Annotated in this window: 23 protein-coding genes; 8 read left to right on the top strand and 15 right to left on the bottom strand. The window is 69.7% G+C overall.

What is annotated here, in order from left to right:
* Positions 1-135: 135 nt before the first annotated feature.
* Entirely contained in the window at positions 136-1,038 is a 903-nt protein-coding gene (nifH, locus tag EJ913_RS07220) for a nitrogenase iron protein (RefSeq protein ID WP_126996253.1), read from the bottom strand.
* A 386-nt stretch (positions 1,039-1,424) separates the two neighbouring features.
* Positions 1,425-2,741, bottom strand: coding sequence for a hypothetical protein (locus EJ913_RS31550; protein WP_185909704.1), 1,317 nt, complete (start codon positions 2,739-2,741; stop codon positions 1,425-1,427).
* Positions 2,742-2,941: 200 nt separating this feature from the next.
* On the opposite strand from EJ913_RS31550, the gene EJ913_RS07210 reads away from it, so the two are divergent.
* From EJ913_RS07210 to EJ913_RS07190, 5 genes are all read left to right on the top strand, one after another.
* Entirely contained in the window at positions 2,942-3,802 is an 861-nt protein-coding gene (locus EJ913_RS07210) for an NAD(+)--dinitrogen-reductase ADP-D-ribosyltransferase (protein ID WP_126996545.1), read from the top strand.
* 62 nt (positions 3,803-3,864) lie between these two features.
* Positions 3,865-4,758, top strand: coding sequence for an ADP-ribosyl-[dinitrogen reductase] hydrolase (gene draG / locus EJ913_RS07205; RefSeq protein WP_126996251.1), 894 nt, complete (start codon positions 3,865-3,867; stop codon positions 4,756-4,758).
* Between the two features lie 3 nt (positions 4,759-4,761).
* Positions 4,762-5,187, top strand: coding sequence for an ArsC/Spx/MgsR family protein (locus tag EJ913_RS07200; RefSeq protein ID WP_126996249.1), 426 nt, complete (start codon positions 4,762-4,764; stop codon positions 5,185-5,187).
* 243 nt (positions 5,188-5,430) lie between these two features.
* Positions 5,431-6,201, top strand: a complete 771-nt coding sequence (locus EJ913_RS07195; protein ID WP_126996247.1) for a class II glutamine amidotransferase — start codon at positions 5,431-5,433, stop codon at positions 6,199-6,201.
* 136 nt (positions 6,202-6,337) lie between these two features.
* Positions 6,338-6,961 carry an FMN-dependent NADH-azoreductase gene (locus EJ913_RS07190; RefSeq protein ID WP_126996245.1) on the top strand — a complete coding sequence of 208 codons (624 nt, stop codon included), beginning with the start codon at positions 6,338-6,340 and terminating at the stop codon, positions 6,959-6,961.
* Positions 6,962-7,236: 275 nt separating this feature from the next.
* Here the strand turns inward: EJ913_RS07190 and EJ913_RS07185 are convergent, their stop codons facing one another.
* From EJ913_RS07185 to nifA, 13 genes are all read right to left on the bottom strand, one after another.
* On the bottom strand, positions 7,237-8,142 hold the full coding sequence (locus EJ913_RS07185) for an SIR2 family protein (protein WP_126996243.1): 906 nt from the start codon (positions 8,140-8,142) through the stop codon (positions 7,237-7,239).
* Positions 8,143-8,153: 11 nt separating this feature from the next.
* Positions 8,154-9,350, bottom strand: coding sequence for a DegT/DnrJ/EryC1/StrS family aminotransferase (locus tag EJ913_RS07180; protein ID WP_126996241.1), 1,197 nt, complete (start codon positions 9,348-9,350; stop codon positions 8,154-8,156).
* Complete coding sequence (locus EJ913_RS07175) at positions 9,351-9,635, bottom strand: hypothetical protein (RefSeq protein WP_126996239.1); 285 nt, start codon at positions 9,633-9,635, stop codon at positions 9,351-9,353.
* A gap of 6 nt (positions 9,636-9,641) precedes the next feature.
* Positions 9,642-9,851 carry a putative nitrogen fixation protein NifT gene (gene nifT, locus EJ913_RS07170; protein ID WP_126996237.1) on the bottom strand — a complete coding sequence of 70 codons (210 nt, stop codon included), beginning with the start codon at positions 9,849-9,851 and terminating at the stop codon, positions 9,642-9,644.
* A 53-nt stretch (positions 9,852-9,904) separates the two neighbouring features.
* Positions 9,905-11,056: a cysteine desulfurase family protein gene (locus EJ913_RS07165; RefSeq protein ID WP_126996235.1), complete on the bottom strand. Its 1,152-nt coding sequence runs from the start codon at positions 11,054-11,056 to the stop codon at positions 9,905-9,907.
* Positions 11,053-11,361 (bottom strand): nitrogen fixation protein NifZ, encoded by a 309-nt coding sequence (locus tag EJ913_RS07160; RefSeq protein ID WP_126996233.1) that lies wholly within the window; start codon positions 11,359-11,361, stop codon positions 11,053-11,055. Before EJ913_RS07160 ends, EJ913_RS07165 begins: the two co-directional genes overlap by 4 nt.
* A 49-nt stretch (positions 11,362-11,410) precedes the next feature.
* Positions 11,411-11,725 (bottom strand): nitrogen fixation protein NifZ, encoded by a 315-nt coding sequence (locus EJ913_RS07155; protein ID WP_126996231.1) that lies wholly within the window; start codon positions 11,723-11,725, stop codon positions 11,411-11,413.
* A gap of 14 nt (positions 11,726-11,739) precedes the next feature.
* A complete protein-coding gene (locus tag EJ913_RS07150; protein ID WP_126996229.1) occupies positions 11,740-12,552 on the bottom strand; it encodes a 4Fe4S-binding leucine-rich repeat protein in 813 nt (270 codons plus the stop codon).
* Positions 12,549-13,088, bottom strand: a complete 540-nt coding sequence (locus EJ913_RS07145) for a hypothetical protein (protein ID WP_126996227.1) — start codon at positions 13,086-13,088, stop codon at positions 12,549-12,551. Before EJ913_RS07145 ends, EJ913_RS07150 begins: the two co-directional genes overlap by 4 nt.
* Before the next feature lie 150 nt (positions 13,089-13,238).
* Positions 13,239-13,430, bottom strand: coding sequence for a 4Fe-4S dicluster domain-containing protein (locus EJ913_RS07140; protein WP_126996225.1), 192 nt, complete (start codon positions 13,428-13,430; stop codon positions 13,239-13,241).
* A 43-nt stretch (positions 13,431-13,473) separates the two neighbouring features.
* Complete coding sequence (nifB, locus tag EJ913_RS07135) at positions 13,474-15,033, bottom strand: nitrogenase cofactor biosynthesis protein NifB (protein ID WP_126996223.1); 1,560 nt, start codon at positions 15,031-15,033, stop codon at positions 13,474-13,476.
* Between the two features lie 205 nt (positions 15,034-15,238).
* On the bottom strand, positions 15,239-16,123 hold the full coding sequence (locus tag EJ913_RS07130) for an adenylate/guanylate cyclase domain-containing protein (protein WP_238519719.1): 885 nt from the start codon (positions 16,121-16,123) through the stop codon (positions 15,239-15,241).
* Between the two features lie 121 nt (positions 16,124-16,244).
* Positions 16,245-18,104 (bottom strand): nif-specific transcriptional activator NifA, encoded by a 1,860-nt coding sequence (gene nifA / locus EJ913_RS07125; RefSeq protein WP_126996219.1) that lies wholly within the window; start codon positions 18,102-18,104, stop codon positions 16,245-16,247.
* A 343-nt stretch (positions 18,105-18,447) separates the two neighbouring features.
* On the opposite strand from nifA, the gene EJ913_RS07120 reads away from it, so the two are divergent.
* From EJ913_RS07120 to EJ913_RS07110, 3 genes are read left to right on the top strand one after another with little or no spacing between them, the layout of a single operon-like run.
* Entirely contained in the window at positions 18,448-19,137 is a 690-nt protein-coding gene (locus EJ913_RS07120) for a TetR/AcrR family transcriptional regulator (protein ID WP_126996217.1), read from the top strand.
* Positions 19,134-20,102 (top strand): HlyD family secretion protein, encoded by a 969-nt coding sequence (locus EJ913_RS07115; protein ID WP_126996215.1) that lies wholly within the window; start codon positions 19,134-19,136, stop codon positions 20,100-20,102. The genes EJ913_RS07120 and EJ913_RS07115 overlap by 4 nt, the downstream gene beginning before the upstream one ends.
* Positions 20,099-21,052 (top strand): ABC transporter ATP-binding protein, encoded by a 954-nt coding sequence (locus tag EJ913_RS07110; protein ID WP_126996213.1) that lies wholly within the window; start codon positions 20,099-20,101, stop codon positions 21,050-21,052. Before EJ913_RS07115 ends, EJ913_RS07110 begins: the two co-directional genes overlap by 4 nt.
* Positions 21,053-21,067: the final 15 nt, after the last annotated feature.

Here is a 21,067-nt window from a genome sequence, read left to right as displayed (position 1 = left end):
GCGGGACCGATCCCCTCCCTCCCTCGCGGACGCCCCTATGGATGTTGGGTCGACGTTGTGCGGGGCTGGGGACAGGGTCAGTGTTCAAGCCCCGCCCCCGGAGACCGGGGGCGGGGGGTACGCGGTGCCTTACGCTCAGGCGCTGGCGGCGGCCTTGGCGGCTTCCTTGGCGGCCAGCTCGGCCAGCTGCTGCTCTTCGGACTTCATGATGCCGAAGTCCATCAGCATGTCTTCCAGCTCTTCCATGGTGATCGGGGTCGGGATGCAACCCTGGCCCGAGTTGTTGTGCACCTTGTTGGCGAGCGCGCGGTACTCACCGGCCTGCTTGCTGTCCGGGGCGTACTCGATGACCGTCATGCGGCGCAGTTCGGCGTGCTGGACGATGTTGTCGCGCGGCACGAAGTGGATCAGCTTGGAGCCCAGGCGCTTGGCCAGCGCGTCGGCCAGATCCCATTCCTTGTCCGTCTGGCGCTCGTTGCAGATCAGGCCGCCGAGGCGGACGCCGCCGCTGTGCGCGTACTTCAGGATGCCCTTGGCGATGTTGTTGGCGGCGTAGAGCGCCATCATCTCGCCGGACATGACGATGTAAATTTCCTGGGCCTTGTTCTCGCGGATGGGCATCGCGAAACCGCCGCAGACCACGTCGCCCAGCACGTCGTAGGACACGTAGTCCACGTCGTCGTAGGCGCCGTTCTCTTCCAGGAAGTTGATCGAGGTGATGACGCCGCGGCCGGCGCAGCCGACCCCCGGCTCCGGGCCGCCCGACTCGACGCACTTGATGTTCTTGTAGCCGATCTTGAGCACGTCCTCGAGCTCCAGATCCTCGACCGAACCGGCCTCGGCGGCCAGGTGCAGGACGGTGTCCTGGGCCTTTGCGTGCAGGATCAGTCGGGTCGAGTCGGCCTTCGGGTCGCAGCCGACGATCAGGATCCGCTGATCCAGCTCGACCAGCGCGGCCAGCGTGTTCTGCGAGGTGGTGGACTTGCCGATACCGCCCTTGCCATAAAAGGCGATCTGACGCAGAGGCGCTTTGCTCATGGGGTGTCGCTCCTGTGCTTTGGACTGCAATGGGTGTGCTTGGATTTCGGGGCGGCCCCATCGTCGGCCGCTTCGTTTTTACTGGATTGCACGGAGCGTGCCAGAGTGAGGAAAAACTCCAAGTCATTGAAATAGAAAGATTTATTGAGATAAGGGGAGCGATGGTTCGTTTGTCGGGGTCGTGACACACACGACAAAGCCCGACATTTTGTCTGGTCTTTCGTGGGGGAAGGGTGGGATGGGGAGGTTTCCGCTCCGATGCCCCCTCCCTAACCCTCCCCCGCTGCGCGGGAGAGGGAACTGCCGCCGCTCTTCCGCAAAGCTCCTGCCCCCTCTCCCGCGCAAGCGGGGGAGGGATGGGGAGGGGGCAAACGGAGAATGAGCCTCTACCGCCCGCCCTGTTCCAGCGCCTCGGCGGCGATGACCAGACGCAGGGCCAAGCCCTCCACCGCCTCGTCGCGCCCCATGTCGTAGAGCAGCTGCGCCAGGAAACGCCCGCGCGTCAGAAGCCGCCGCGCCAGCGCCGGGTCGGCCGGACGCGCCAGCAGCGCCGCGACCAGCCGCTCGCCGATGATCCCGGCCAGCGCGTCGCTGCGCTCGATCAGGCGTTGCTTGAGCGTGTCCACCGCCGCCGGGCGTCCGGCGTGGGCGAGATCGGCGCAGAAGTGATGCAGGCTGCGCAGCTGGCGCAGCAGCGCCTCGAACAGCAGGTCGGCCAGCTCACCGCCGGCGGCGGCCTTTTCGACCAGATCGAACAATGTGTCGGAAAGCCGCCACGCGGCCGACAGCCAGTCGTTCATCGCCTTGCGGTCGGCCGGCTCCACGAAGGGGCCGGACTCCTCCTGCGTCTCCTCCTGGTCGTCGAGGTTGCGCAGCGCGATGACGATCAGCCCGTCGGCCTGGGCCAGCGTGGCGAGGCTGGCGTGCAGGCTCTTCAGCCCGCGGTCGGCGACGAAGCCGTCGATGGCCTCGGTCGCCCGGCGCAGGCAGTAGCGGGCCAGCCGCCTCGATTGATAGACGACGTCCTGCTGGGCCGCCCCGCCGCCCACGCTGTCGAGCACCATCCGCCGCACCTCAAAGCGCAGCAGGGCGCGGGCCAGCCGGTCGATGCCGCCGGCGTCGATCCGGGCGGTCTCGCGGGTGAGCTTGTCGGCGGTGGCCCGCGCGTCGGCCTGCACCGCCGCGACGACGGCCAGCAGCGTGCCGCGCCCGCCGCCGTGGACCCGCGCGATCAGCGACCGCATCGCCTCGGCGATGTCCATGGCGCTGGGCAGGCTGTCCTCGTGCAGGGTGCGGCCGGCGACCAGCCGGTCGATCAGATGGTCGCGCGCGCCGGGCAGCAGCACGTCGGTGATGATCTGCCCGATCGGCCGCAGCAGCGCGTCGAGCATCCGCCCCTGCGGCTGCCCGGCCATCCCGGACAGCGGGTTGACGGGCTTGGGCACCAGACGCGGGCGGTGCGGCTCCACCAGGGCCAGCACGTCGTCGGCGCGCAGCGGCGTGATGGTGCCGCGCAGCAGTTGGGCGAGGCGGACGGCGGCGCGTGCCTCGTCGATGCCGCGCGGGGGGCCGGCGTCAGGCGGGGAATGCTGGGGTTGGGGCCTGGGCGGGGAGGGCTGCGGCGGGGCGATCCGGGGCTTGACCGGCGGCGTCTTGCCGCGGGACCGGTGACCGTCGTCGTATTTGGTCGGCCATACGGCCATGCCCGATCCGCCCCATCGTGAGCGCTGCCATACCATACTATGGGGAGCGTCGGGTCGGGCTGTAAACCGACAAAGACGTGACATCCGATGTCGCAGGACGCACGCGCCGCTTGGCGCGGCGGCGGTTCCGGATTATCCATACAAAAAATAATGTCTTTGACCGGACCGGGGAGAGCGGCGTGGCGGCGGACGGGGCGACGATGCGGGACGCGAACGGGCGGGTGGTCGATCCGGACTCGCCGCTGGCTCTGCGCGGCCATCGCACCAACCTGCTGAATATTCCCGCCACCGTGCTGTGCGGCGAAGCCTACAACGACGAGCCGCGCCGCCTGCGCATCGGCGACACCCGGCGCGAGCACGCCGCCCTGTTCGAGGCGCTCGACGAAAGCCCGGACGCCCTGACCGCCGCCGACCTGTTTCAGCGCCACATGGCCGCAACCTTCGGGGTGAACCCGGATTTCTCGGGATCGGAGGGGCCGGACGGCAAGCGGCGGTTCCGCGCCAGCTACCTGCGCCTGCTCAAAGGCTGGATGTTCGACAGCAACCAAGCGGAGGGCGCCGTTCTGAAGGGCTGGGTGGAAAGCCGCTTCGGGCTGCTGCCGACCCACCACAAGGAACCGCTGCGCCGCTTCGCCTCCGACGCCTGGACGGCCTACGGCGAGGAGAAGCTGTCCACCCGCTTCCACAACAACAACATCCACCTGCAGCTCGACCTTCTCTACGAGTATTGCCAGTGGACCATCCGGCGCGGCTGGCCGGACGCGCCGATGCCCAACTGGGCCTCGCACATCCGGCTCTACCGCGGCGTCAATAATTTTGAGGAGCACCACATCGTCGCCCGTCCCGACAAGAGGACGGCGGTGCTGCGGCTGAACAACCTTTCGTCCTTCTCCATCCAACGCGACATCGCCGGGCAGTTCGGGGATTACATCCTCGACGCCTGGGTGCCCGTGCCGAAGCTCGTCTTCTTCCGCGACCTGCTGCCCCGCTACCCGTTCCGGGGCGAGGGGGAGTATCTGGTCGTCGGCGGGGATTACCGGGTGGGAGTGTCGCTGCTCTGAAACCACAAGCCCGAATCCGTCCGGGCGCAGCAGAAAGGGGCGGCCTTGGCGCCGCTCAAGGCATGATCGATCCGACGATACGATCCCGCGCGCTGGGGGCCTATCTGGGGCTGGCCTGCGGCGACGCGCTGGGCGCGACCGTGGAGTTCCTGACCAAGGGCGAGATCGCCCACCAGTACGGCGTCCACAAGCACATCAAGGGCGGCGGCTGGCTGAAGCTGGCGGCGGGCCAGGTCACCGACGACACGGAGATGTCCCTGCACCTGGGCCGCGCCATCCTGTCCGGCCCGGAGTGGGACGCCCGCCGCGCCGCCGAGGAGTTCGCGGCCTGGCTGAAAGGGGTGCCGGTCGATGTCGGGGACACGACACGGCGCGGCATCCGCCGCTTCATCATGCACGGCACGCTGGAGGAGCCGGAGACCGAGTATCACGCCGGCAACGGCGCGGCGATGCGCAACCTGCCGGTGGCGCTGGCGACCATCGGCGACGACGCGGCGCTGGCGCGCTGGTCGCGCGAGCAGTCGCGCATCACCCATTGCAACGCGGTGTCCGACGCGGCGGTGTTGGCGCTGGGGCGGATGGTGCAGCGGCTGGTGCTGGGCGGCGGCATCCGCGCCGCGCGGGAGGAGGCCAACGCGCTGGTCGCGGCGCAGCGCCAATTCAAGTTCGAGCCCTACCGGGGGCTGGCGACCGCCTTCGTGGTCGATACCGTGCAGACGGTCTTCCACTACTACTTCCAGACCGATTCGGTGGAGGCCTGCGTGGTGGAGACGGTGAACCAGGGCGGTGACGCCGACACCACCGGGGCCATCGCCGGCATGCTGGCCGGCGCCACCTACGGGGTGGAGGACATACCCTCGCGCTGGCTGCGCAAGCTGGACCGCGAGGTCTACGACGAGATTTGTCAGCAAACCGACGCGCTGTTGGCGCGTGCCCCCCATTTCGGAAAGGACTGAGCCATGGCCGACGTGATCTTCTTCGAGAAACCCGGCTGCGGCGGCAACGCCCGGCAGAAGGCGCTGTTGGAGAGCGCCGGCCACCGCGTGCTGGCCCGCGACCTGCTGGCCGAGCCGTGGACGGCGGACCGCCTGCGCCCCTTCTTCGGCGACCGCCCGGTGGCCGACTGGTTCAACCGCGCCGCCCCGGCGGTGAAGAGCGGCGAGGTCGTGCCCGAGGCGATGGACGAGGCGTCGGCATTGGCAGCGATGGTCGAACGCCCGCTGCTGATCCGCCGGCCGTTGATGCAGGTCGGCGAGCGCTGGGACTGCGGCTTCGAGACCGAGCGGGTGAATTCCTGGATCGGGCTGTCGGCAGATGCGCCGGAAGGGCGGCTGGAAGGGTGTCTGCGTCCGGACATGCCGCCTTGCCCGACGCCAGAGGGGTGAGGTTTTCCCTCTCCCGCCCCGGGAGAGGGAAGGGGCCCGCCGCGCAGCGGTGGGAAGGGTGAGGGGCTATCGGGCGTGGTACGAAATCCATGTTCCGATAGCCCCTCCCCCTCCCCATGCTGTCGCAAGGGTCCCCTCCCTCTCCCGGGGCGGGAGAGAGCGCGCAAAAGCGTGACCTTCCGCATCGGGTGTCGTAGGTTGTCCGCCCCAAGCATCCCGGCCACGAGCGGTCACGAGGACACCATGTGCGAACTCCTGGGCATGAGCGCCAACGTGCCCACGGACATCTGCTTCAGCTTTGCCGGCCTGATGCGGCGCGGCGGCCAGACGGGACCGCACCGCGACGGCTGGGGCATCGCCTTCTACGAGGGCAAGGGCTGCCGCACCTTCCACGACCCCGCGCCCAGTTGCGAATCGGAAATCGCCGAGCTGGTCAGCCGCTATTCCATCAAGTCCTGCACGGTCATCTCGCACATCCGCCGGGCCAACCGGGGCCGCGTCGCGCTGGAGAACACCCACCCCTTCACGCGCGAGCTGTGGGGCCGGGTGTGGACCTTCGCCCACAACGGCCAGCTCAAGGGCATCAAGGACCGGCTGCTGACCTTCTACGAGCCGGTCGGCAGCACCGACAGCGAGCACGCCTTCTGCTGGCTGCTCGACCAGATCCGCATGCAGTACCCGGAGCCGCCGCGCAAGACCGCCGGACTGATGAAGCTGATCCGGCATCTGGCGGCCGATCTGGGAACGCTCGGCGTCTTCAACATGCTGCTGAGCGACGGCAAGCACCTGTGGTGCCATTGCACGACCAACCTCGCCTGGCTGACCCGCAAGGCGCCCTTCGGCGCGGCGACCCTGCTGGACGCCGACATGAGCGTCGATTTCTCCAAGGAAACCACCCCGAACGACGTGGTCACCGTCGTCGCCACCCGGCCGCTCACCCGAGACGAGGCGTGGACCGTCATGAAGCCCGGCGAGATGGTGGTGTTCCGGGGCGGGGAGACGGTGACGCGCTGACCTGATTGTTGCTTTTTGCGCGACGATCTGTCGCCAACTCCTTGGCTTCTCGCGCCATTGTCCGTGGCGCATGTTCGTTGGCAGAAACAGACCGGCGCGACCGCCGGCCGCAACCAACGAAGAGGCTTCGCGCGTCATGACCAAGATCCTGCACATCGACTCCAGCCCGCTCGGCGCCGCGTCGGTCACCCGCCAGCTGACCGCCTCCGTCGTCGAGGCCCTGCGCAAGGCCGAGCCGGCCGCCGAGGTCGCCTACCGCGACGTCGCCGCCAACCCGCCGGACCACCTGTCGGGCGAGTTGCTCCAGGTCGTGAAGTTCCGCAACCTGGACGGCCTGAACGACCGCCAGAAGGCCGAGCTGGCGCTGACCGACGAGCTGGTGGACGAGTTCCTGGCCGCCGACGTCGTGGTCATCGGCGCGCCGATGTACAACTTCTCGATCCCGACCCAGTTGAAGGCGTGGATCGACCGTCTGGCCCAGGTCGGCCGCACCTTCCGCTACACCGAGACCGGCCCGCAGGGTCTGGCCGGCGGCAAGCGCGTGATCGTCGCGTCGGGCCGTGGCGGCGTCTATTCGACCAACCCGGTGATGGTCGCGCTGGACCACCAGGAGGCCTATCTGCGCACGGTGCTGGGCTTCTTCGGCGTCACCGACGTGACCTTCGTCCGCGCCGAGGGCGTCGGCATGGGTCCGGACGCCAAGGCGAAGGCCTTCGAGAGCGCCGACCGCGAGATCGAGGCGCTGTTCACGGCGGCGTAAAAAGCCTTACCCAGGGCAAAAAATCCTCTCCTCCCCCGGGGAGAGGCGTGGAACCGACGGCCGCAGGCCGGCTGGGCACCGAAGGTGACCAGAGGTGGAGCGCGGTCGCGAGACTTGCGAGCGACCTCTGGCCCGAAGGGCCGGTGAGGGGGCGTTACGGCCGGTAGGCCGGAAGAAAAACGCCGAGTGGTTTCCAGTGCTTGTCGGTCGCCGTGCGTCCCCCTCACCCGACCCTCTCCCCGGGGGGAAGAGGGCTTGGTCGGCGGGCGAAGAGGTCAGCCGTTCATCGCCTCTTCCAGCATCTCCACCGCCACGTCGAGCGTCAGCTCGAGGCGCTTGATGCCGTGTTGGGACAGGAACCGTTCCTCGTTGCGCGACAGCTCGCCCTGGATCACCGCCCAGTGGCTGTCCGACGAGCGCTTGGCGATCTGCCGGCCGAAGGTGCGCTGGATCTCGTGGTCGAAGCGGCAGCCCAGATACAGGAAATGCCGCCCGGCGCGGCGCTCCTGGACCAGCGGCGGGATCGGCGTCTGGATGTCGATCTCGGTCAGCAGCTCGACGTAGTCGCTGTCGGAAATCAGATAGTTTCCGGCCGGGGTCACCGCGCCCGACGGCTTGTAGAGCGCGGTCTCCCAGCCGGCCGCCGCCTCCGCCGTCACCTCGGCGCCGCCGGGGGCGTAGTATTTGACCCATTCCCCGGTCGATTGCGGGTGCGACAGGCCCTGGATCTGGCCCCAGCTCCGGTCCTTGTGCCCGCTCAGCAGCGTGTCGAGCACGTCGTCGTACCACACGTCGACGATCAGCGCCGGCGCCGGGATCGCGGCGAGCAGCCGGTGGACTGGGGTCGAGGGCACCGTCTGGCGGAAGATCTCGTTGAGGATCGCCTCCAGCGTCTTGCGGTGGCGGCGGGTTTCGATGAACTGGGCGACGGCGGTCAGGTTGGTGCGGAACCGGCCGGGCGCCGTCACCTTGGCGTTCAGCCGCTGGGTCAGCTCCGCCGAATTGCGCGGGATCGGGCAATCGTCGGGCGGCAGCAGCGCGAAGGCGCCCGGCCCCAGAAAGGGCACCGCCCGACGGGCCTTCAGCGCGGCGGCGATGTCGGCGATGGCGGCGGCGGTGTCGGCGACCGTGACGGAATCGGCGTCGGCGTCCGTCTTGGGTGCCAGTGCGGTGTCGGTCATGCGAAGTCCCTTCAGTAGATGGCCGCGCCGGCCCCGGTGTTGACGGTAGCGTCCTTCAGCGTCTCGACGATGAAGGCGATCTGGTCCTCGGTGACCTTGTGGTGCAGCGGCAGGGCCAGCACCCGGTCGCCGGTCTTGGTGCAGACGGGGCAGTCGGCGCGGGTGGCGCCGCGTTCCTGGTAATATTGCTGGGTGTGCAACGACTGCCCGTAATCCGAGGCGTCGATGCCCTGCCCGTCGAGATCCTCGATGATCGCCTTGCGCCCCGACGCGGTGAAGCGCGTGCCGAGATGGACGCTGTAGACCATCGGGTTGACGGTCCCGGCCCCCGGCCCCCGGTAGGGCGGCTTGATGCCCTCGAAGCTGGCCATCGCCGCGTCGTACCAGCCGATCACGCGGTTGCGCCGCGCGACGATCTCCGGCAGCCGCTTCAACTGGACGAGGCCCAGCGCGGCGCCGAGGGTGCTCATCCGGGCCTGCCACGGCACGGTCCGGGTGATGACCACGGTGTTGCGGTGCTCCGTCTCGCGGTGGCGCAGGTAGCGCAGGCGGTGCGCCAGATCCTTGTCGTCGGTGACGACCATCCCGCCCTCGCCGGCCAGCAGGATGCCGGGCTCGGAGAAGTCGAAGTAGGACGCGTCGCCGAAGGTCCCGACCATCCGCCCCTTGTAGGTCGAGCCGATGGCCTCGCTCGAATCCTCGATCAGGGTGAGGTTGTAGGCCTTGGCCAGCGCGGTCAGCTCGTCCCAATGGGCCGGGTGGCCGTTGACGTTGCCGGCCAGGATCGCCTTGGTGGCCGGGGTGACGAGGCCGGCGGCCTTCTCCGGGTTGATGGTGTGCTGCCAGTAATCGATGTCGACCAGCACCGGGGTGGCGCCGCTCAACGCCACCGCGTGCTGCGTCTGGTGCCAGCCGAAGGGGCTGCACAGCACCTCGTCGCCGGGGCCGACGCCCAGCGCCTTGAGCAGCAGCAGCGCCGCCATGGTGCCGCTGGACACCGTGACCGCGTGGGCGCGGCCGACGTAAGCGGCGAAGGCGGTCTCGAAGGCCCGCGTCATCCGCCCGTCGCCCAATCCCCCGGAGGTCAGGACGCGGGTCAGGACCTCGACCTCCGCCTGCGAGAGGTCGGGATCGGTCTGGGTGATGTAGTCCTCGAACTCGCCATCCTCGTCGTTGTCAGCGCCGTCTGCCGGGGTGGAGTCGGTCATTCAGTCCTCCGCGTCCCGTTGGGCGATCACGACGCCGGTGGCAAGCTCCGGCTTGTCGGTGATGACCCAGCAATGGTTGTTGCCGTCCACCAGATGCAGGTCGAACCCGGCCTCCTCGCGGAACGGATCCTCCGCCATCACCGAGGCGTGCGCGGTGGTCACGGTCTTCAAATCGGTGTTGGCCGCGCGCACCGCGCGGGCCACGTCGTCGAGACGGCCGCCCTCGGCGAAGAGCCGGTTGGCCAGCGCGGCGATGCCGTCGATCCGTTCGTGGGACAGGGCCATGGCCGTTTACTCCGCGCCGCGTTTCTTGGCGTCGACGGTGATCGGCAGGCGGGTGTCGGCCGGCAGGTCCGGCAGATCCAGCGTCCAGCCGTTGGCGACCTTGATCCAGCCGCCCCACAGATCCGGCTTCTCCATCTCGACGATCGGCTCTTCCAGGTCCTTCTTGGCGACGTAGATGGTGAACTGTTCGCCGGCCTTGCGGATCATGACCTTCATGTCTTCTGCTCCAGAGTGTCGTCTTGTTGTCGTTGTCGCGTTTGTTGCGTTCGTTACGCCGTCACCAGACGGGCGTGCAGCGCCGGCAGCTCGGACAGCACCGCGTCCACTTCGGCCGCCGTGGTGTAGCGGCTGAGCGAGAAGCGCAGGCTGGCCGCCGCCTCCGCCCCGGTCAGGCCCATGGCGGTCAGCACATGGCTCGGCTCGTTGCCGCCGGAGGAGCAGGCGGCACCCATCGACACCGCGATGCCGGCGCGGTCGAGCCGGATCAGCAGCTCCTCGGCGTCGACCGGGCGGCCCTTGGCGTCGGAAAAGCGGATGTTGGTCGTGTTGGGCAGCCGCGCCGCGCCGGCCCCGTTGACCCGCGCGCCGGGCCAGCGGGCCAGCACGCCGCTCTCCAGCCGGTCGCGCAGGAAGACGGTCAGCCCGTTCTCGTCCATCCACAGATCGGCCAGCGAGGCGGCGGCGCCGAAGCCGACGATGCCCGGCACGTTCTCGGTCCCGCCCCGGCGGCGGCGCTCCTGGTGGCCGTGGATCAGCGGGCGGAAGGGCGCGCCCTTGCGGACGTAGAGCGCGCCGATGCCCTTGGGGCCGTGCATCTTGTGGGCGGACAGGGTGAGGTAGTCGGCGATGCCGCAATCGACCGGCACCCGGCCCGCCGCCTGCACCGCGTCGGTGTGGAACAGCGCGCCGTGGGCGTGCGCGATGGCTGAGGCGCCGGCCACCGGCATCAGCACGCCGGTCTCGTTGTTGGCCCACATCATGGAGACCAGCGCGGTGCGCTCGGTCACCACGGCGCCGAGCGCGGCCAGCGAGGGCACACCATCGGCATCCACCGGCAGGATGGTGACCCGCCAGCCTTGCTGCCGCAGATCCTCGAACAGCGCCAGCGTCGCCGGGTGCTCGACCGCGGTGGTGACGATGTGGCTGCGGGTGTGCTCGGTCTCCTCCAGCGTGCGCAGCGCGCCGAGGATGGCGGTGTGCGTCGCCTCGGTGGCGCCGCCGGTCATCACGAGGTCGGCCGGCTTGGCGCCGATCAGCGCGGCGATCTGGGCGCGGGCCTCGCCGACCGCGCGGCGGGCGGCCATGCCGGGGCCGTGCGGGCTGGACGGGTTGGCGAACTCCCCGAACAGATGGGGCAGGATCGCCTCGCGCACTTCCGGGGCGAGCGCGGTGGTGGCGTTGTTGTCGAGGTAGATCGTCACGACATCACCCCCGGCACGTTGCGGCGCGAGCCGTCCGACGGGGTGATCTCCTCCTCCAGGCAGCCGACCACGGTGCCGCCGGGAAGCTCGACCAGATAGACCGGCAGGTGGCCCTCCTCGGTGTGGCCGACGCGGACGATGACGCCCGGCGTGCCGCGCGGCGCCAGCAGCGCGCCGGGGGCGCTCTGCGGGTGGCTGCCGTCGTTCAGCAGATCCTCGACCACGGTGACCCGCAGACCCCAGTCGTAGAGCGGTTCGCGCGGCGGGGTGAAACCGGGCTTGGCGGGGGTGGCGGCTTCGGTCATCGGCGAGGCTCCTTCCGGAGGGGCAGGGGGAGTGACGGTCCCAGGGCGGTCATTGCGGGTCGTTGCAGCGCGCGTCGATCATTTCCAGTTCCTTGGCGCGCATGCCGACGACCACCCGCTTCTCGTAAAAATCGACGGCGTAGATGTAATACATCTGGAGATAGGTCCCGATGGAGATGACGTAGCCGACGTCGCCCGCGCGGATCAGGTACTCGCCGACCGGGCAGCCGGGGTAGGTGCCGTCGTTGCGCACGTCCTTCAGCGCCCGGACCTTGTGGCCCTGGTCGAAGGCGGCCGGGCCTTCCAGCTCGATCGGCTCGTTGGGGTCGCGGGCGCGTTCGCGGCGGGATTGCTGAGGCTGCATGCGGACGGCTCCGTTCACAGGGGTGGCAGGTCGTTGGCGATGAGGACGCCCTCGCGGCGCTGGCGGGCGATGGCGCGGACCTCGTCCTCCGGGTCGTCGAGCAGGGGATCGAGCTGGTCCGGATCGATCCGGCCGGCGACGGCCAGCCGCACCATCCAATCGGCGTCCCGCGCCAGGACGTGCAGCTTGGCGGCGGGCAGGCGCTGGGCCACCACCAGCCGGACGCGCGGGCTGTCGTCCCAGACGAGGCTGGGCAGCCAGTCCATGGCGACGCGGCGGGCGACCTCGACGCGGACCTCCGGGTCCTCGTCGTGCATCATCGCCGGCAGCATGCCTTCCGGGATGCGGCGGACGACGCGCAGCCGGACCGCACCGTCGGGATCGCGCATCAGCGGGGCGAGGTCGGCGTCCTCCAACCGGACGGCGACGGCGATGCGGACCTCGCGGTCGGGGTCGTCGCGCAGCTTCAGCAGCAGCCGGCGCGGCAGGCGGCGCGCCAGCGTGGCGCGCACCGTCTCGTCCGGGTCGCCGATCAGGCGCGGGATCTGGAAGATCGGAGCGAAGCGCGCGGCGTTGGCCCGCACCTCGAAATAGGGGTGGTCGAGATGCTGGGCGGCCAGATCCGGGTTCCACTCGAAGAAGCGCTGGATGCGCTTGGCGTAGCGGTCGTGGACGCAGGCCCGGCGCGGCTGGCAATGGCCGGTGAGGATTCCGCCGGGGACCGTGTGCGACTCCGCGCCGGTCCGGCGGTCCTGGTGGGCGCAGGCCCCGCAATCCACCGGTTCGCCGCGCCAGTCGAGGGTGTCGAGGATCGCGTCGTCGCTCATGCGCCGGCCTCCTCATAGGCGTCGGTCATGGCCTCGTCGCGCTCCCGGCGGTCGGCGACGGCCAGCAGGCGGGAGGCGCCGAAGCGGTCCGCGGGGTCGAGGGCGCGGACCAGGGTCAGCGCCTCCCGCCCCTGCGGCAGGTCGCCCAGCCGCAGGTTCAGGTAGCCGAGCGCCACCAGCGCGAACAGGAACAGGCGGGGGGCCGGCTCCAGCCCGGTGAAGTCGGCGGTGGCCGGGGTGACGGTGCGCCAATCGCTGTGGTTGACGCCGAGCGCGGCCATGGCGTGGCCGATCATGCGCTCGCCGTAGCCCAAGGCTTCGGCAAGGTCGGCCTTGTAGAAGTGGAACTTGTAGTGGCCGAGATCGACCAGCCGGTGGCCGGGCGCCGCCTCAGCCGCGCAAGCGAGGTGGTGGAGTGCGGCCTCCCGGTCGGCGTAGCTGGCGGCGGCCAGATGCAGGCACCGCTCCGCCTCGGCGGGCAGGTCGCCGCCGTAGTAGCGGCGGGCGAGCCAGTCTTCATCCACCTCGTCCAGCATGGCGGCGCTCCGGAAGGTCTCGCTTTTCCCCCTCCCCATCCCTCCCCCGCTTCGCGGGAGAGGGGGCAGGAGCGTTGCAACGGTCCAGCGGCAGTCCCCTCTCCCGCCGAAGGCGGGGGAGGGTCAGGGAGGGGGCACGGCCCTCCGCTATCAAGCCGGGACGCAGCAGTCGGCCGGGCAGACCGAGGCGCATTGCGGGCTGTCGAACTGGCCTTCGCACTCGCTGCACTTGGCCGGGTCGATGACGTAGGTGCCCTTCTTGAAGCCGATGGCGATGTTCGGGCACTCGGCCTCGCAGGCGCCGCAGACGGTGCATTCGGCGGACTTGATCTTGTAGGCCATGGCTCTCTCCTTTGAAAAATAGGGATGGCTGTGGGGAAAAAACTCAGGCGCGGCGGGCGGTCAGCGCGCCGGTGCGGATCACCGCGTCCTGGCCGGCGCGGGACCGCACCGCGCCGCGACCGAGGCGCTCGGCGTAGTCCTTGAAGTAGGACAGGGCCGATTCCTCGATGTACTCGAAGGCGAAGCGGTCGACCGGCTCGATGCCGGCGGCCTCCAGCGATTTGGACGGGCAGCCGCCGATCTTGGCGACGAACACCGCCGCGCAGTCGTTGATCGCCGACAGGACGGTGTCCAGGGTCTCGCCGTCGCCCGTGCCGCCCTCGCAATACTGGTCGACGCGGCGGTGGCCGACGAACTTGGCGCCCTTGGGGCCGACCTCGTAGATCTGGAATTCCTTGGCGTGGCCGAAATGCTCGTTGATGCGCTCGCCGCCCTTGGTGGCGACGGCGATCAGGATCGGGTCGGCTTGCGTGCCCACCGTCTCCTGGACCTCGGCCTTGGCCGCTTCCTTCGAGGCGTGGCGGCCGGCGCGCTCGGACTCGACATGCTCGCGGTAGGTGCGGCGGGCGTCGCCGTCGTCGTGGATCTCGCCCATCGCCTCGACCTTGTCGGCGGTGAACTCCTCGCCACGGTCCTCGCCCAGCAGCCCGACCGCGTCGGCGCGGCACTGGCGGCAATGGCGCATCAGCTTGGCGCCGCCCTCGCAGGCGTCCTGCACGACCTTCAACTCCTGCGCCGACGGGCCGCGCTGGCCGGTCAGGCCGAAATGGGTGCCGTGCGCCGGGTCGGAGATCAGCGGCATGATGTTGTGCAAGAAGGCGCCGCGCGACTTCACCGCCTTGTTCACGTCGAGCAGATGCGCGTCGTTGATGCCGGGGATCATCACCGAGTTGACCTTCACCAGGATGCCGCGCGCGGTCAGCATCTCAAGGCCCAGCATCTGCTGCTCGTGTAGGATCTTCGCGGCGTCCAGGCCGGTCCAACGCTTGTGTTTGTAGAAGATCCACGGGTAGATGTGTTGGCCGACCTCCGGATCCACCATGTTGATGGTGATGGTCACATGGTCGATGTTGTACTGGGCGATGCGCTCGACGGTCTCCGGCAGGGCCAGCCCGTTGGTGGACAGGCACAGCTTCAGGTCGGGCGCCTTCTTCTGGAGATGCTCGAAGGTCGCGAAGGTGTTCTTCGCCCCGGCGGCGAGGCTGTCGCCGGGGCCGGCGATGCCGATCACCGACAGCTGCGGGATTTCCTGGGCGACGGCGAGGATCTTCCTGATCGCCTGATCGGGGGTCAGCTTTTCGGAGACCACGCCCGGACGGCTCTCGTTCGAGCAATCGTATTTGCGGTTGCAGTAGTTGCACTGGATGTTGCAGGCCGGCGCGACGGCGACGTGCATGCGGGCGAAGTAGTGATGCGCCTCTTCCGAGTAGCAGGGGTGGTTCTTCACCTTCTCCCACACCGCCGGATCCATGTCGGCCGGTCCGTCGGACGATCCGCAGGACGAGGTCGTGCAGCCGGACGCCTCCACCGGCGTGGATTCGGCCGGAGCCTTCAACTCGCCCAAGCCGAGAATGCTGTCGAGCGCAATCACGTTGCCCATCATCCACTCCTTCCCTGCCGCGCCGGATGGCGCTTGGCCCGACCGCCTGACGACACCGTTGGTCGCAGGGGTAAAAGCAAGTTCGGGGCCAACAGGAAGAAATGAAATTTTACAAAGTGTTACGGCGCATTGTCCGATTTCCGGCCGCTGTCGGCATTGCGACAAAGGCCAAGCGCTGTCGGGGACCCGACATGGTGGAACGGACGGATCAGGCCAACTCGCCCCGGAAGGCGACGACGTGGTCCTGCGCCTCGTCGAGCGCCTCGGCGCCGAAGCCGATCAGGCCGCTGCCGACCAGCTTGGTCGAATCGCGGCGCAGCGCCACCGGCGGCGAGCCGCCGCTGCGGATGAAGGTGCCGTTGGTCGAATGGTCGGTCAGCAGGAAGCTTTCCCGGCTGAAATCGATGACCGCGTGCTGGCGCGAGGCTTGGCGCGAGACGATGCGCAGGCCGCTGCTGTCCTCGCGCCCGATGGTGACGCGGGTCAGGGCGCGGCTCATCAGGATGGCTTGGCCCCGGTAGGACAGGTGCAGGGTCACCATGGCGGTGGCGGCGAAGACGCCCAGCGTCGTGCTGTCCAGCGACTCGTCCGCGTCGTTGCTGGTGCGGATCTGATGGACGCGGATGGGCGTGGCCTTGCCCTTCATCGCGACGTTGCTCAGGATCCGGCTCCGGGCCAGCAGGGCCGGGGAGAGGAGCTGGACCACCGCCTCGGTCGCCAGGATCTCGCCGGGGCGGGCGATCTGCTGGGCGCGCGCCGCGACGTTGCAGGCGTCGCCGTAGAGATCGCCGGCGCCCTCGATCACCGGGCCGAAATGGATGCCGATGCGCAGGCGGATCCCGTATTCCTCCTGGATCGCCATCATCGCCAAAGCGGCGCGCGCGCTGTCGTCGGCGGACGGGAAGGCGCCGAGCAGGCCGTCGCCCGAGCTTTTGACGACGCCGCCGCCGGTGGTTTCGACCAGCCGGCGCAGATGGGCCAGGACCTTCTGGGTCAGGATCGCGGCGGTGACGTTGCCGATGCGCTCGTACAGCATGGTGCTGTCGGCGATGTCGACGAAGAGCAGGGCGAGAGGCTTTTCCAGAGCGGACAAGGCCGGATCCGTTCGAACGGGGAGGACGGCGGTCTGGAGCGAGCTATAGCACACTTTCTTTAGGGGTGTGGTGTGCATACGCTCGCGGGAGGCCGGCCGCTCCCCGCCCGGTCGGAGCCGATCAGAACCGCTTGATCTCGATGTTGTACTTGCGCAAGGCGTAGCTCACCTGCCGGGTCGTCATGCCGAGCAGGCGGGCGGCCTTGGCCTGCACCCAGCCGGTACGCTCCATCGCCCACAGCAAGCGGTCGCGCAGCGGTCCCGAATCCGGCTCGTCGACGGGCAGGTCGGCGGAGCCCGGCTGCGGGGCGGGCGCCGACGGGGCGGACGGAGACGACCCGGCCGGTTCGGGGGTCGGCAGCGGCAGGATGGCGCTGGGGGGCATCGGCACCGGCTTGACCGCGCTGCATCCCGGCGGGGCGCTGGCGGCGCAGCCGCTGGCGCAGGACGGCCAAGCGACGTTGACGGCCGGGGCCGGAACCGCGCTGGGCATGGAGGCCGGCTGGGGGGCGCGGGCGATGTTCGGGTTGGTCGGGGTGTTGCTGGTCGAGGGCGCCAAGCCGCCGACCGCCGCGCCCATCGTGCGGTATTGGAACAGCACCGACGAGTTGCACAGGTTCATGCTGCACGACAGGTCCGGCAAGCGGATGGTGCCGTTGCGGCATTGGGTGGCGGCGCGCTCGATGCAGTTTTCCAGCTCGCGCACGTTGCCGGGCCAAGTGCAGCGGTTCAGCACCTCCAGCGCCTCGCCGTCGATGCCCAGGTTGAGGCCGTTGTCCTTGCCGAACTTCGCGACGAAATGCCGGGCCAGCAGCGCGATGTCGCCGCGCCGCTCGCGCAGCGGCGGCAGGTGGATCGTCACCACGTTGATGCGGAAATACAGGTCGGCGCGGAACTTGCCGTGGCCGACCGCTTCCTCCAGGTTCAGGTTGGTGGCGCAGATCAGCCGCACGTCGGTCTTGATCGTCTTCGACCCGCCGACCCGCTCGAACTCCTGCTCCTGCAGCACGCGCAGCAGCTTGCCCTGGAAGTTCGACGAGATGTCGCCGATCTCGTCGAGGAACAGCGTGCCGCCCGAGGCCAGCTCGAACCGGCCCTTGTGGTCCTTCTGGGCGCCGGTGAAAGAGCCCTTCTCGTGGCCGAACAGTTCCGATTCCAGCAGGGATTCGGGCAGGGCGGCGCAGTTCACCCGGATGAAGGGCGCGTCCTTGCGCGGCGACATGTTGTGGATGGCGCGCGCGATCAGCTCCTTGCCGGTGCCGCTCTCGCCGCGGATCAGCACGGTCGACTTGAAGGGCGCCACCCGGTGCACCTGGGCCAGCACGTCGACCATGTTGGAACTGGTGCAGACCACGTCGTTGACCGGGGCCACGACCGGCCGCAGCTCCTTCTGGACGCGGAAGGTCTCGCGCATCATGAAGCGGCGCTCTTCCGCGACGGTGCGGTGCAGGCGCACGGTCTGGCCGATCAGGTTGGCGACCATGGTCAGAAACCGCACGTCGGAGCCGAAATGGCCCCCGGTCCCCTCGTCGGAGATGCGGTCGATGGTCAGCACGCCGACGACGGTGCCGGCCGCCTTGATCGGCACGCCGACCAGCGAGGCGACCTGCTCGTCCAGGTCGTCGCGCCCGCCCGAGCGGTTGAGGAACAGCGGTTCCTCGGCGAGGTTGGGGATCACCACCGGCATCGCGGTCTTCAGGATGCGGCCGGTGATGCCCTCGCCTGCCTGGACGTCGATCTCCTGCGCCAGCGCGTCCTTCGAGAGGCCGTGGGCGGCGACCAGGCGCAGCGTGTTGTCCTCGCCCTGGAGGTACACGCGGCCCCGCTGCATCTGGAGCTGGTAGGACAGCGCCCGCAGCACCTCGCGCAGGGTCTGTTCGAGATCCAGCGACGAACCGAGAATCTTGCTGACCTCGTAGATCGTCAGCAGTTCGAGGCTGGACGAGGAGGCGGGCTGGATGGAACGCGCGGCACTCGGCATGGTCGATCCCTCGCTAAGGCAGGGGGCCTTTCTCGGCGAAAGCCGTACGGACGGCACGACACCGAAGGTCCCGGCGGCAGCGCCTTGAACCTTTCCTCCCGACGGAGCGGCGACCGTTGATCCGGCAGCCTTTTTTCCGATTGACAACGACGGTGCGCCGCAACGCGCGCGACCGGCCGATAGAAAGTTTCCGCGACTGTCCGCAGAAAGGCAAGCCTTTTCGCATAGCCTACACTGCGTTGCACAATGACCTTCGGCCGCGTCCCAGAGTCGCACGGAAGGGGAATGGCGGAAAAGCGGACATCGTGTTAATAACTGACCAGTCAGTAAATAGGATGGCGCGATGCCGGACCCCGATCCGCCCGTTTCCCCCCCGCCCGCCCCGTCTTCATCGGATGGCGATGCCCCGCGCTGGCGCCGCCGCAAGGGCGCCCGCCCGCAGGAGATCGTCGCCGCCGCGATGGACGTCTTCGCCGAGCGCGGCTTCGCCGCCGCCCGGCTGGAGGAGGTCGCCGCGCGCGCCGGGGTCAGCAAGGGCACGCTCTACCTGTACTTTCCCAGCAAGGAGGAGCTGTTCAAGGCGGTGATCCGCGCCGCGATCCTGCCCAATCTGGAGCGGGCGGAGCGGATGATCGCCGAGGTGCCGGAGCCGTCCTTCGCGCTGCTGGAACGGCTGCTGGCGATGGTGGCCGAGGTGATCGCCACCACCCGCGCCGCCGTGATCCCCAAGCTGGTGATCGCCGAGGCCGGCAACTTCCCCGAACTCGCCGCCTTTTACCACCGCGAGGTGATCCGGCGCGGCTTCGGCCTGCTGGCGGCGCTGCTGCAACGGGGCATCGACCGGGGCGAGTTCCGCCCGGTGAACGTCGAGCACACCGTCCGCCTGATCGTCGCGCCGCTGCTGCTGAGCGCCATCTGGCGCACCGCCTTCGACCGGGTGGACGGCACGGAACCGCTCGACGTGGCGGCGCTGGTCGCCACCCACCGTGACCATCTGCGCCGGGTCCTCGTCGCGGAAGGGGACGCACCGTGAGCGGTTGGACGGAAAGTCTGGCGGCCGCCGCGCTGTGGCTTGGCCTGCCGCTCGGCCCCGGCTGGGGCGGGCCGCCGCCGCCGCTCGCGCATGGCTATGTCGAGGGCGAGTATCTGCGCATCGCCGCCCCGGCCGCCGGCACGCTGGAGCAACTGCTGGTGCGGCGCGGCGAGCGGGTCGCGGCGGGGGCGGCGCTGTTCGTCGTCGACCGCGCCACCGCCACGGCGGAGCGCGACCGGCTGGCGGCGGCGCTGGCCCAGGCGAGGGCGCAGCGTGCCGACCTCGACACCGGCAGGCGGGCGGAGGAGGTGGCGGTCGTCGCCGCCCAGAAGGCCCAGGCGGAGGCGGCGCTGCGCCTGTCGGCGGCGGAGCTGGAGCGGCAGTCGGCGCTGGTCGCCCGCCGGGTCAGCTCCCCCGACAAGCTCGACACCGCGCGCGCCGCCTTCGACCGCGACCGGGGCCGGCTGGCCGAGACGCAGGCGCAGCTCGCGGTGGCCGGTTTGGCGGGGCGTCCCGATCAGCGTCGGGCGGCCGACGAGGCGGTCGCCCAGGCGGAGGCCGCGCTGGCGCAGGGGGAACGCCGCTTGGCCGATCTGGCCCCGGCGGCGCCGGCCGGGGCACTGGTCGAGGACACGCTCTACAACCCCGGCGAATGGGTGCCGGCGGGATCGCCGGTGGTCGCCCTGCTGCCGCCGGACCGGGTCAAGCTGGTGCTCTTCGTGCCCGAGACCGCCGTCGCGCGTCTGGCGCCGGGCACCGCGCTGAGGGTGCGCTGCGACGGCTGCCCGGCGGGCTTGGGCGCGCGGGTGACGTCTGTGGCGTCGAGGGCGGAATACACCCCACCGGTGATCTACAGCGTCGGCAGCCGGGAAAAGCTGGTGTTCCGGGTCGAGGCGGTTCCCGACGCCGCTCGGGACTTCGCCCTCAATCCCGGCCTGCCGGTGGACGTGGAGCTGGCGCCATGACGCCCACCCCAGCGGTTCCCCCGGCCATCGACGTGCGCGGCCTCGTCAAGCGCTTCGGAACCAGGACGGTCGTCAACGACGTGTCGATCCGGGTGGGGCAGGGGCAAATCTACGGCTTCCTCGGCCCCAACGGGTCGGGCAAGACGACGACGATCCGGCTGCTCTGCGGGCTGCTGACGCCGGATGCGGGGGAGGGCACCTGCCTGGGGCTCGACATCCGCACGCAGAGCGCGGCGATCAAGCGGCAGGTCGGCTACATGACCCAGAAGTTCAGCTTCTGGGAGGATCTGAGCATCGCCGAGAATCTGGACTTCGTCGCCCGCATGTACGGCGTGCCCGACCGCAGGCGCAAGGTCGCCGCCGCGCTGGAGCGGCTGGGGCTGGGCAACCGGCGGGCGCAACTGGCGGGGGAGCTGTCGGGCGGCTGGAAGCAGCGTCTGGCGCTGGCCGCCTGCATCCTGCACGAACCCAAGCTGCTGCTGCTCGACGAGCCGACGGCGGGGGTCGATCCCAAGGCGCGGCGCGAGTTCTGGGAGGAGATCCACCGGCTGGCCGGCGAGGGCCTGACCGTGCTGGTCAGCACCCATTACATGGACGAGGCGGAGCGCTGCCACGAGATCGCCTACATCGCCTACGGCACGCTGATGGTGCACGGGCCGGTCGACCGGGTGGTGGCGGAGTCGGGCTTGCGGACCCGGCTGGTCGAGGGCGGCGATCCACGGCGGATCGCGGCGGATTTGGAGGGCAAGCCGGGCGTCGAGATGGTCGCGGTGTTCGGCAGCCGCCTGCACGTCAGCGGAACCGACGCGGCGGCGCTGGATGCGGCGTTGAAGCCCTGGATGGGTGGCCCCTGGATGGACGGCCAGGCTGTGCGGGTGGTGGAAACGGAACCGACCCTGGAGGACGTCTTCATCCACCTGATGAACCGCAGCACGGACAACTTTTCATGAAGGCGGGGGCGCCGC

The organism is Azospirillum doebereinerae, assembly GCF_003989665.1.
Classification (GTDB): Bacteria; Pseudomonadota; Alphaproteobacteria; order Azospirillales; family Azospirillaceae; genus Azospirillum; species Azospirillum doebereinerae.
Note: the sequence above shows the minus strand (reverse complement) of the source record. Positions and strands in the feature narration are given on the sequence as shown.

Excerpts from the sequence above, each read along its gene's own strand:
- EJ913_RS07140 (WP_126996225.1), bottom strand. The coding sequence starts at position 13,430 with ATGGCCTACAAGATCAAGTCCGCCGAATGCACCGTCTGCGGCGCCTGC.
- EJ913_RS07145 (WP_126996227.1), bottom strand. The coding sequence starts at position 13,088 with ATGCTGGACGAGGTGGATGAAGACTGGCTCGCCCGCCGCTACTACGGC.
- EJ913_RS07155 (WP_126996231.1), bottom strand. The coding sequence starts at position 11,725 with ATGCAGCCTCAGCAATCCCGCCGCGAACGCGCCCGCGACCCCAACGAG.
- EJ913_RS07210 (WP_126996545.1), top strand. The coding sequence starts at position 2,942 with ATGCGGGACGCGAACGGGCGGGTGGTCGATCCGGACTCGCCGCTGGCT.
- nifH (WP_126996253.1), bottom strand. The coding sequence starts at position 1,038 with ATGAGCAAAGCGCCTCTGCGTCAGATCGCCTTTTATGGCAAGGGCGGT.
- EJ913_RS31550 (WP_185909704.1), bottom strand. The coding sequence starts at position 2,741 with ATGGCCGTATGGCCGACCAAATACGACGACGGTCACCGGTCCCGCGGC.
- nifT (WP_126996237.1), bottom strand. The coding sequence starts at position 9,851 with ATGAAGGTCATGATCCGCAAGGCCGGCGAACAGTTCACCATCTACGTC.
- EJ913_RS07185 (WP_126996243.1), bottom strand. The coding sequence starts at position 8,142 with ATGACCGACACCGCACTGGCACCCAAGACGGACGCCGACGCCGATTCC.
- draG (WP_126996251.1), top strand. The coding sequence starts at position 3,865 with ATGATCGATCCGACGATACGATCCCGCGCGCTGGGGGCCTATCTGGGG.
- EJ913_RS07195 (WP_126996247.1), top strand. The coding sequence starts at position 5,431 with ATGTGCGAACTCCTGGGCATGAGCGCCAACGTGCCCACGGACATCTGC.
- EJ913_RS07180 (WP_126996241.1), bottom strand. The coding sequence starts at position 9,350 with ATGACCGACTCCACCCCGGCAGACGGCGCTGACAACGACGAGGATGGC.
- EJ913_RS07160 (WP_126996233.1), bottom strand. The coding sequence starts at position 11,361 with ATGACCGAAGCCGCCACCCCCGCCAAGCCCGGTTTCACCCCGCCGCGC.
- EJ913_RS07190 (WP_126996245.1), top strand. The coding sequence starts at position 6,338 with ATGACCAAGATCCTGCACATCGACTCCAGCCCGCTCGGCGCCGCGTCG.
- nifB (WP_126996223.1), bottom strand. The coding sequence starts at position 15,033 with ATGATGGGCAACGTGATTGCGCTCGACAGCATTCTCGGCTTGGGCGAG.
- EJ913_RS07110 (WP_126996213.1), top strand. The coding sequence starts at position 20,099 with ATGACGCCCACCCCAGCGGTTCCCCCGGCCATCGACGTGCGCGGCCTC.
- EJ913_RS07175 (WP_126996239.1), bottom strand. The coding sequence starts at position 9,635 with ATGGCCCTGTCCCACGAACGGATCGACGGCATCGCCGCGCTGGCCAAC.
- EJ913_RS07150 (WP_126996229.1), bottom strand. The coding sequence starts at position 12,552 with ATGAGCGACGACGCGATCCTCGACACCCTCGACTGGCGCGGCGAACCG.
- EJ913_RS07200 (WP_126996249.1), top strand. The coding sequence starts at position 4,762 with ATGGCCGACGTGATCTTCTTCGAGAAACCCGGCTGCGGCGGCAACGCC.
- EJ913_RS07120 (WP_126996217.1), top strand. The coding sequence starts at position 18,448 with ATGCCGGACCCCGATCCGCCCGTTTCCCCCCCGCCCGCCCCGTCTTCA.
- nifA (WP_126996219.1), bottom strand. The coding sequence starts at position 18,104 with ATGCCGAGTGCCGCGCGTTCCATCCAGCCCGCCTCCTCGTCCAGCCTC.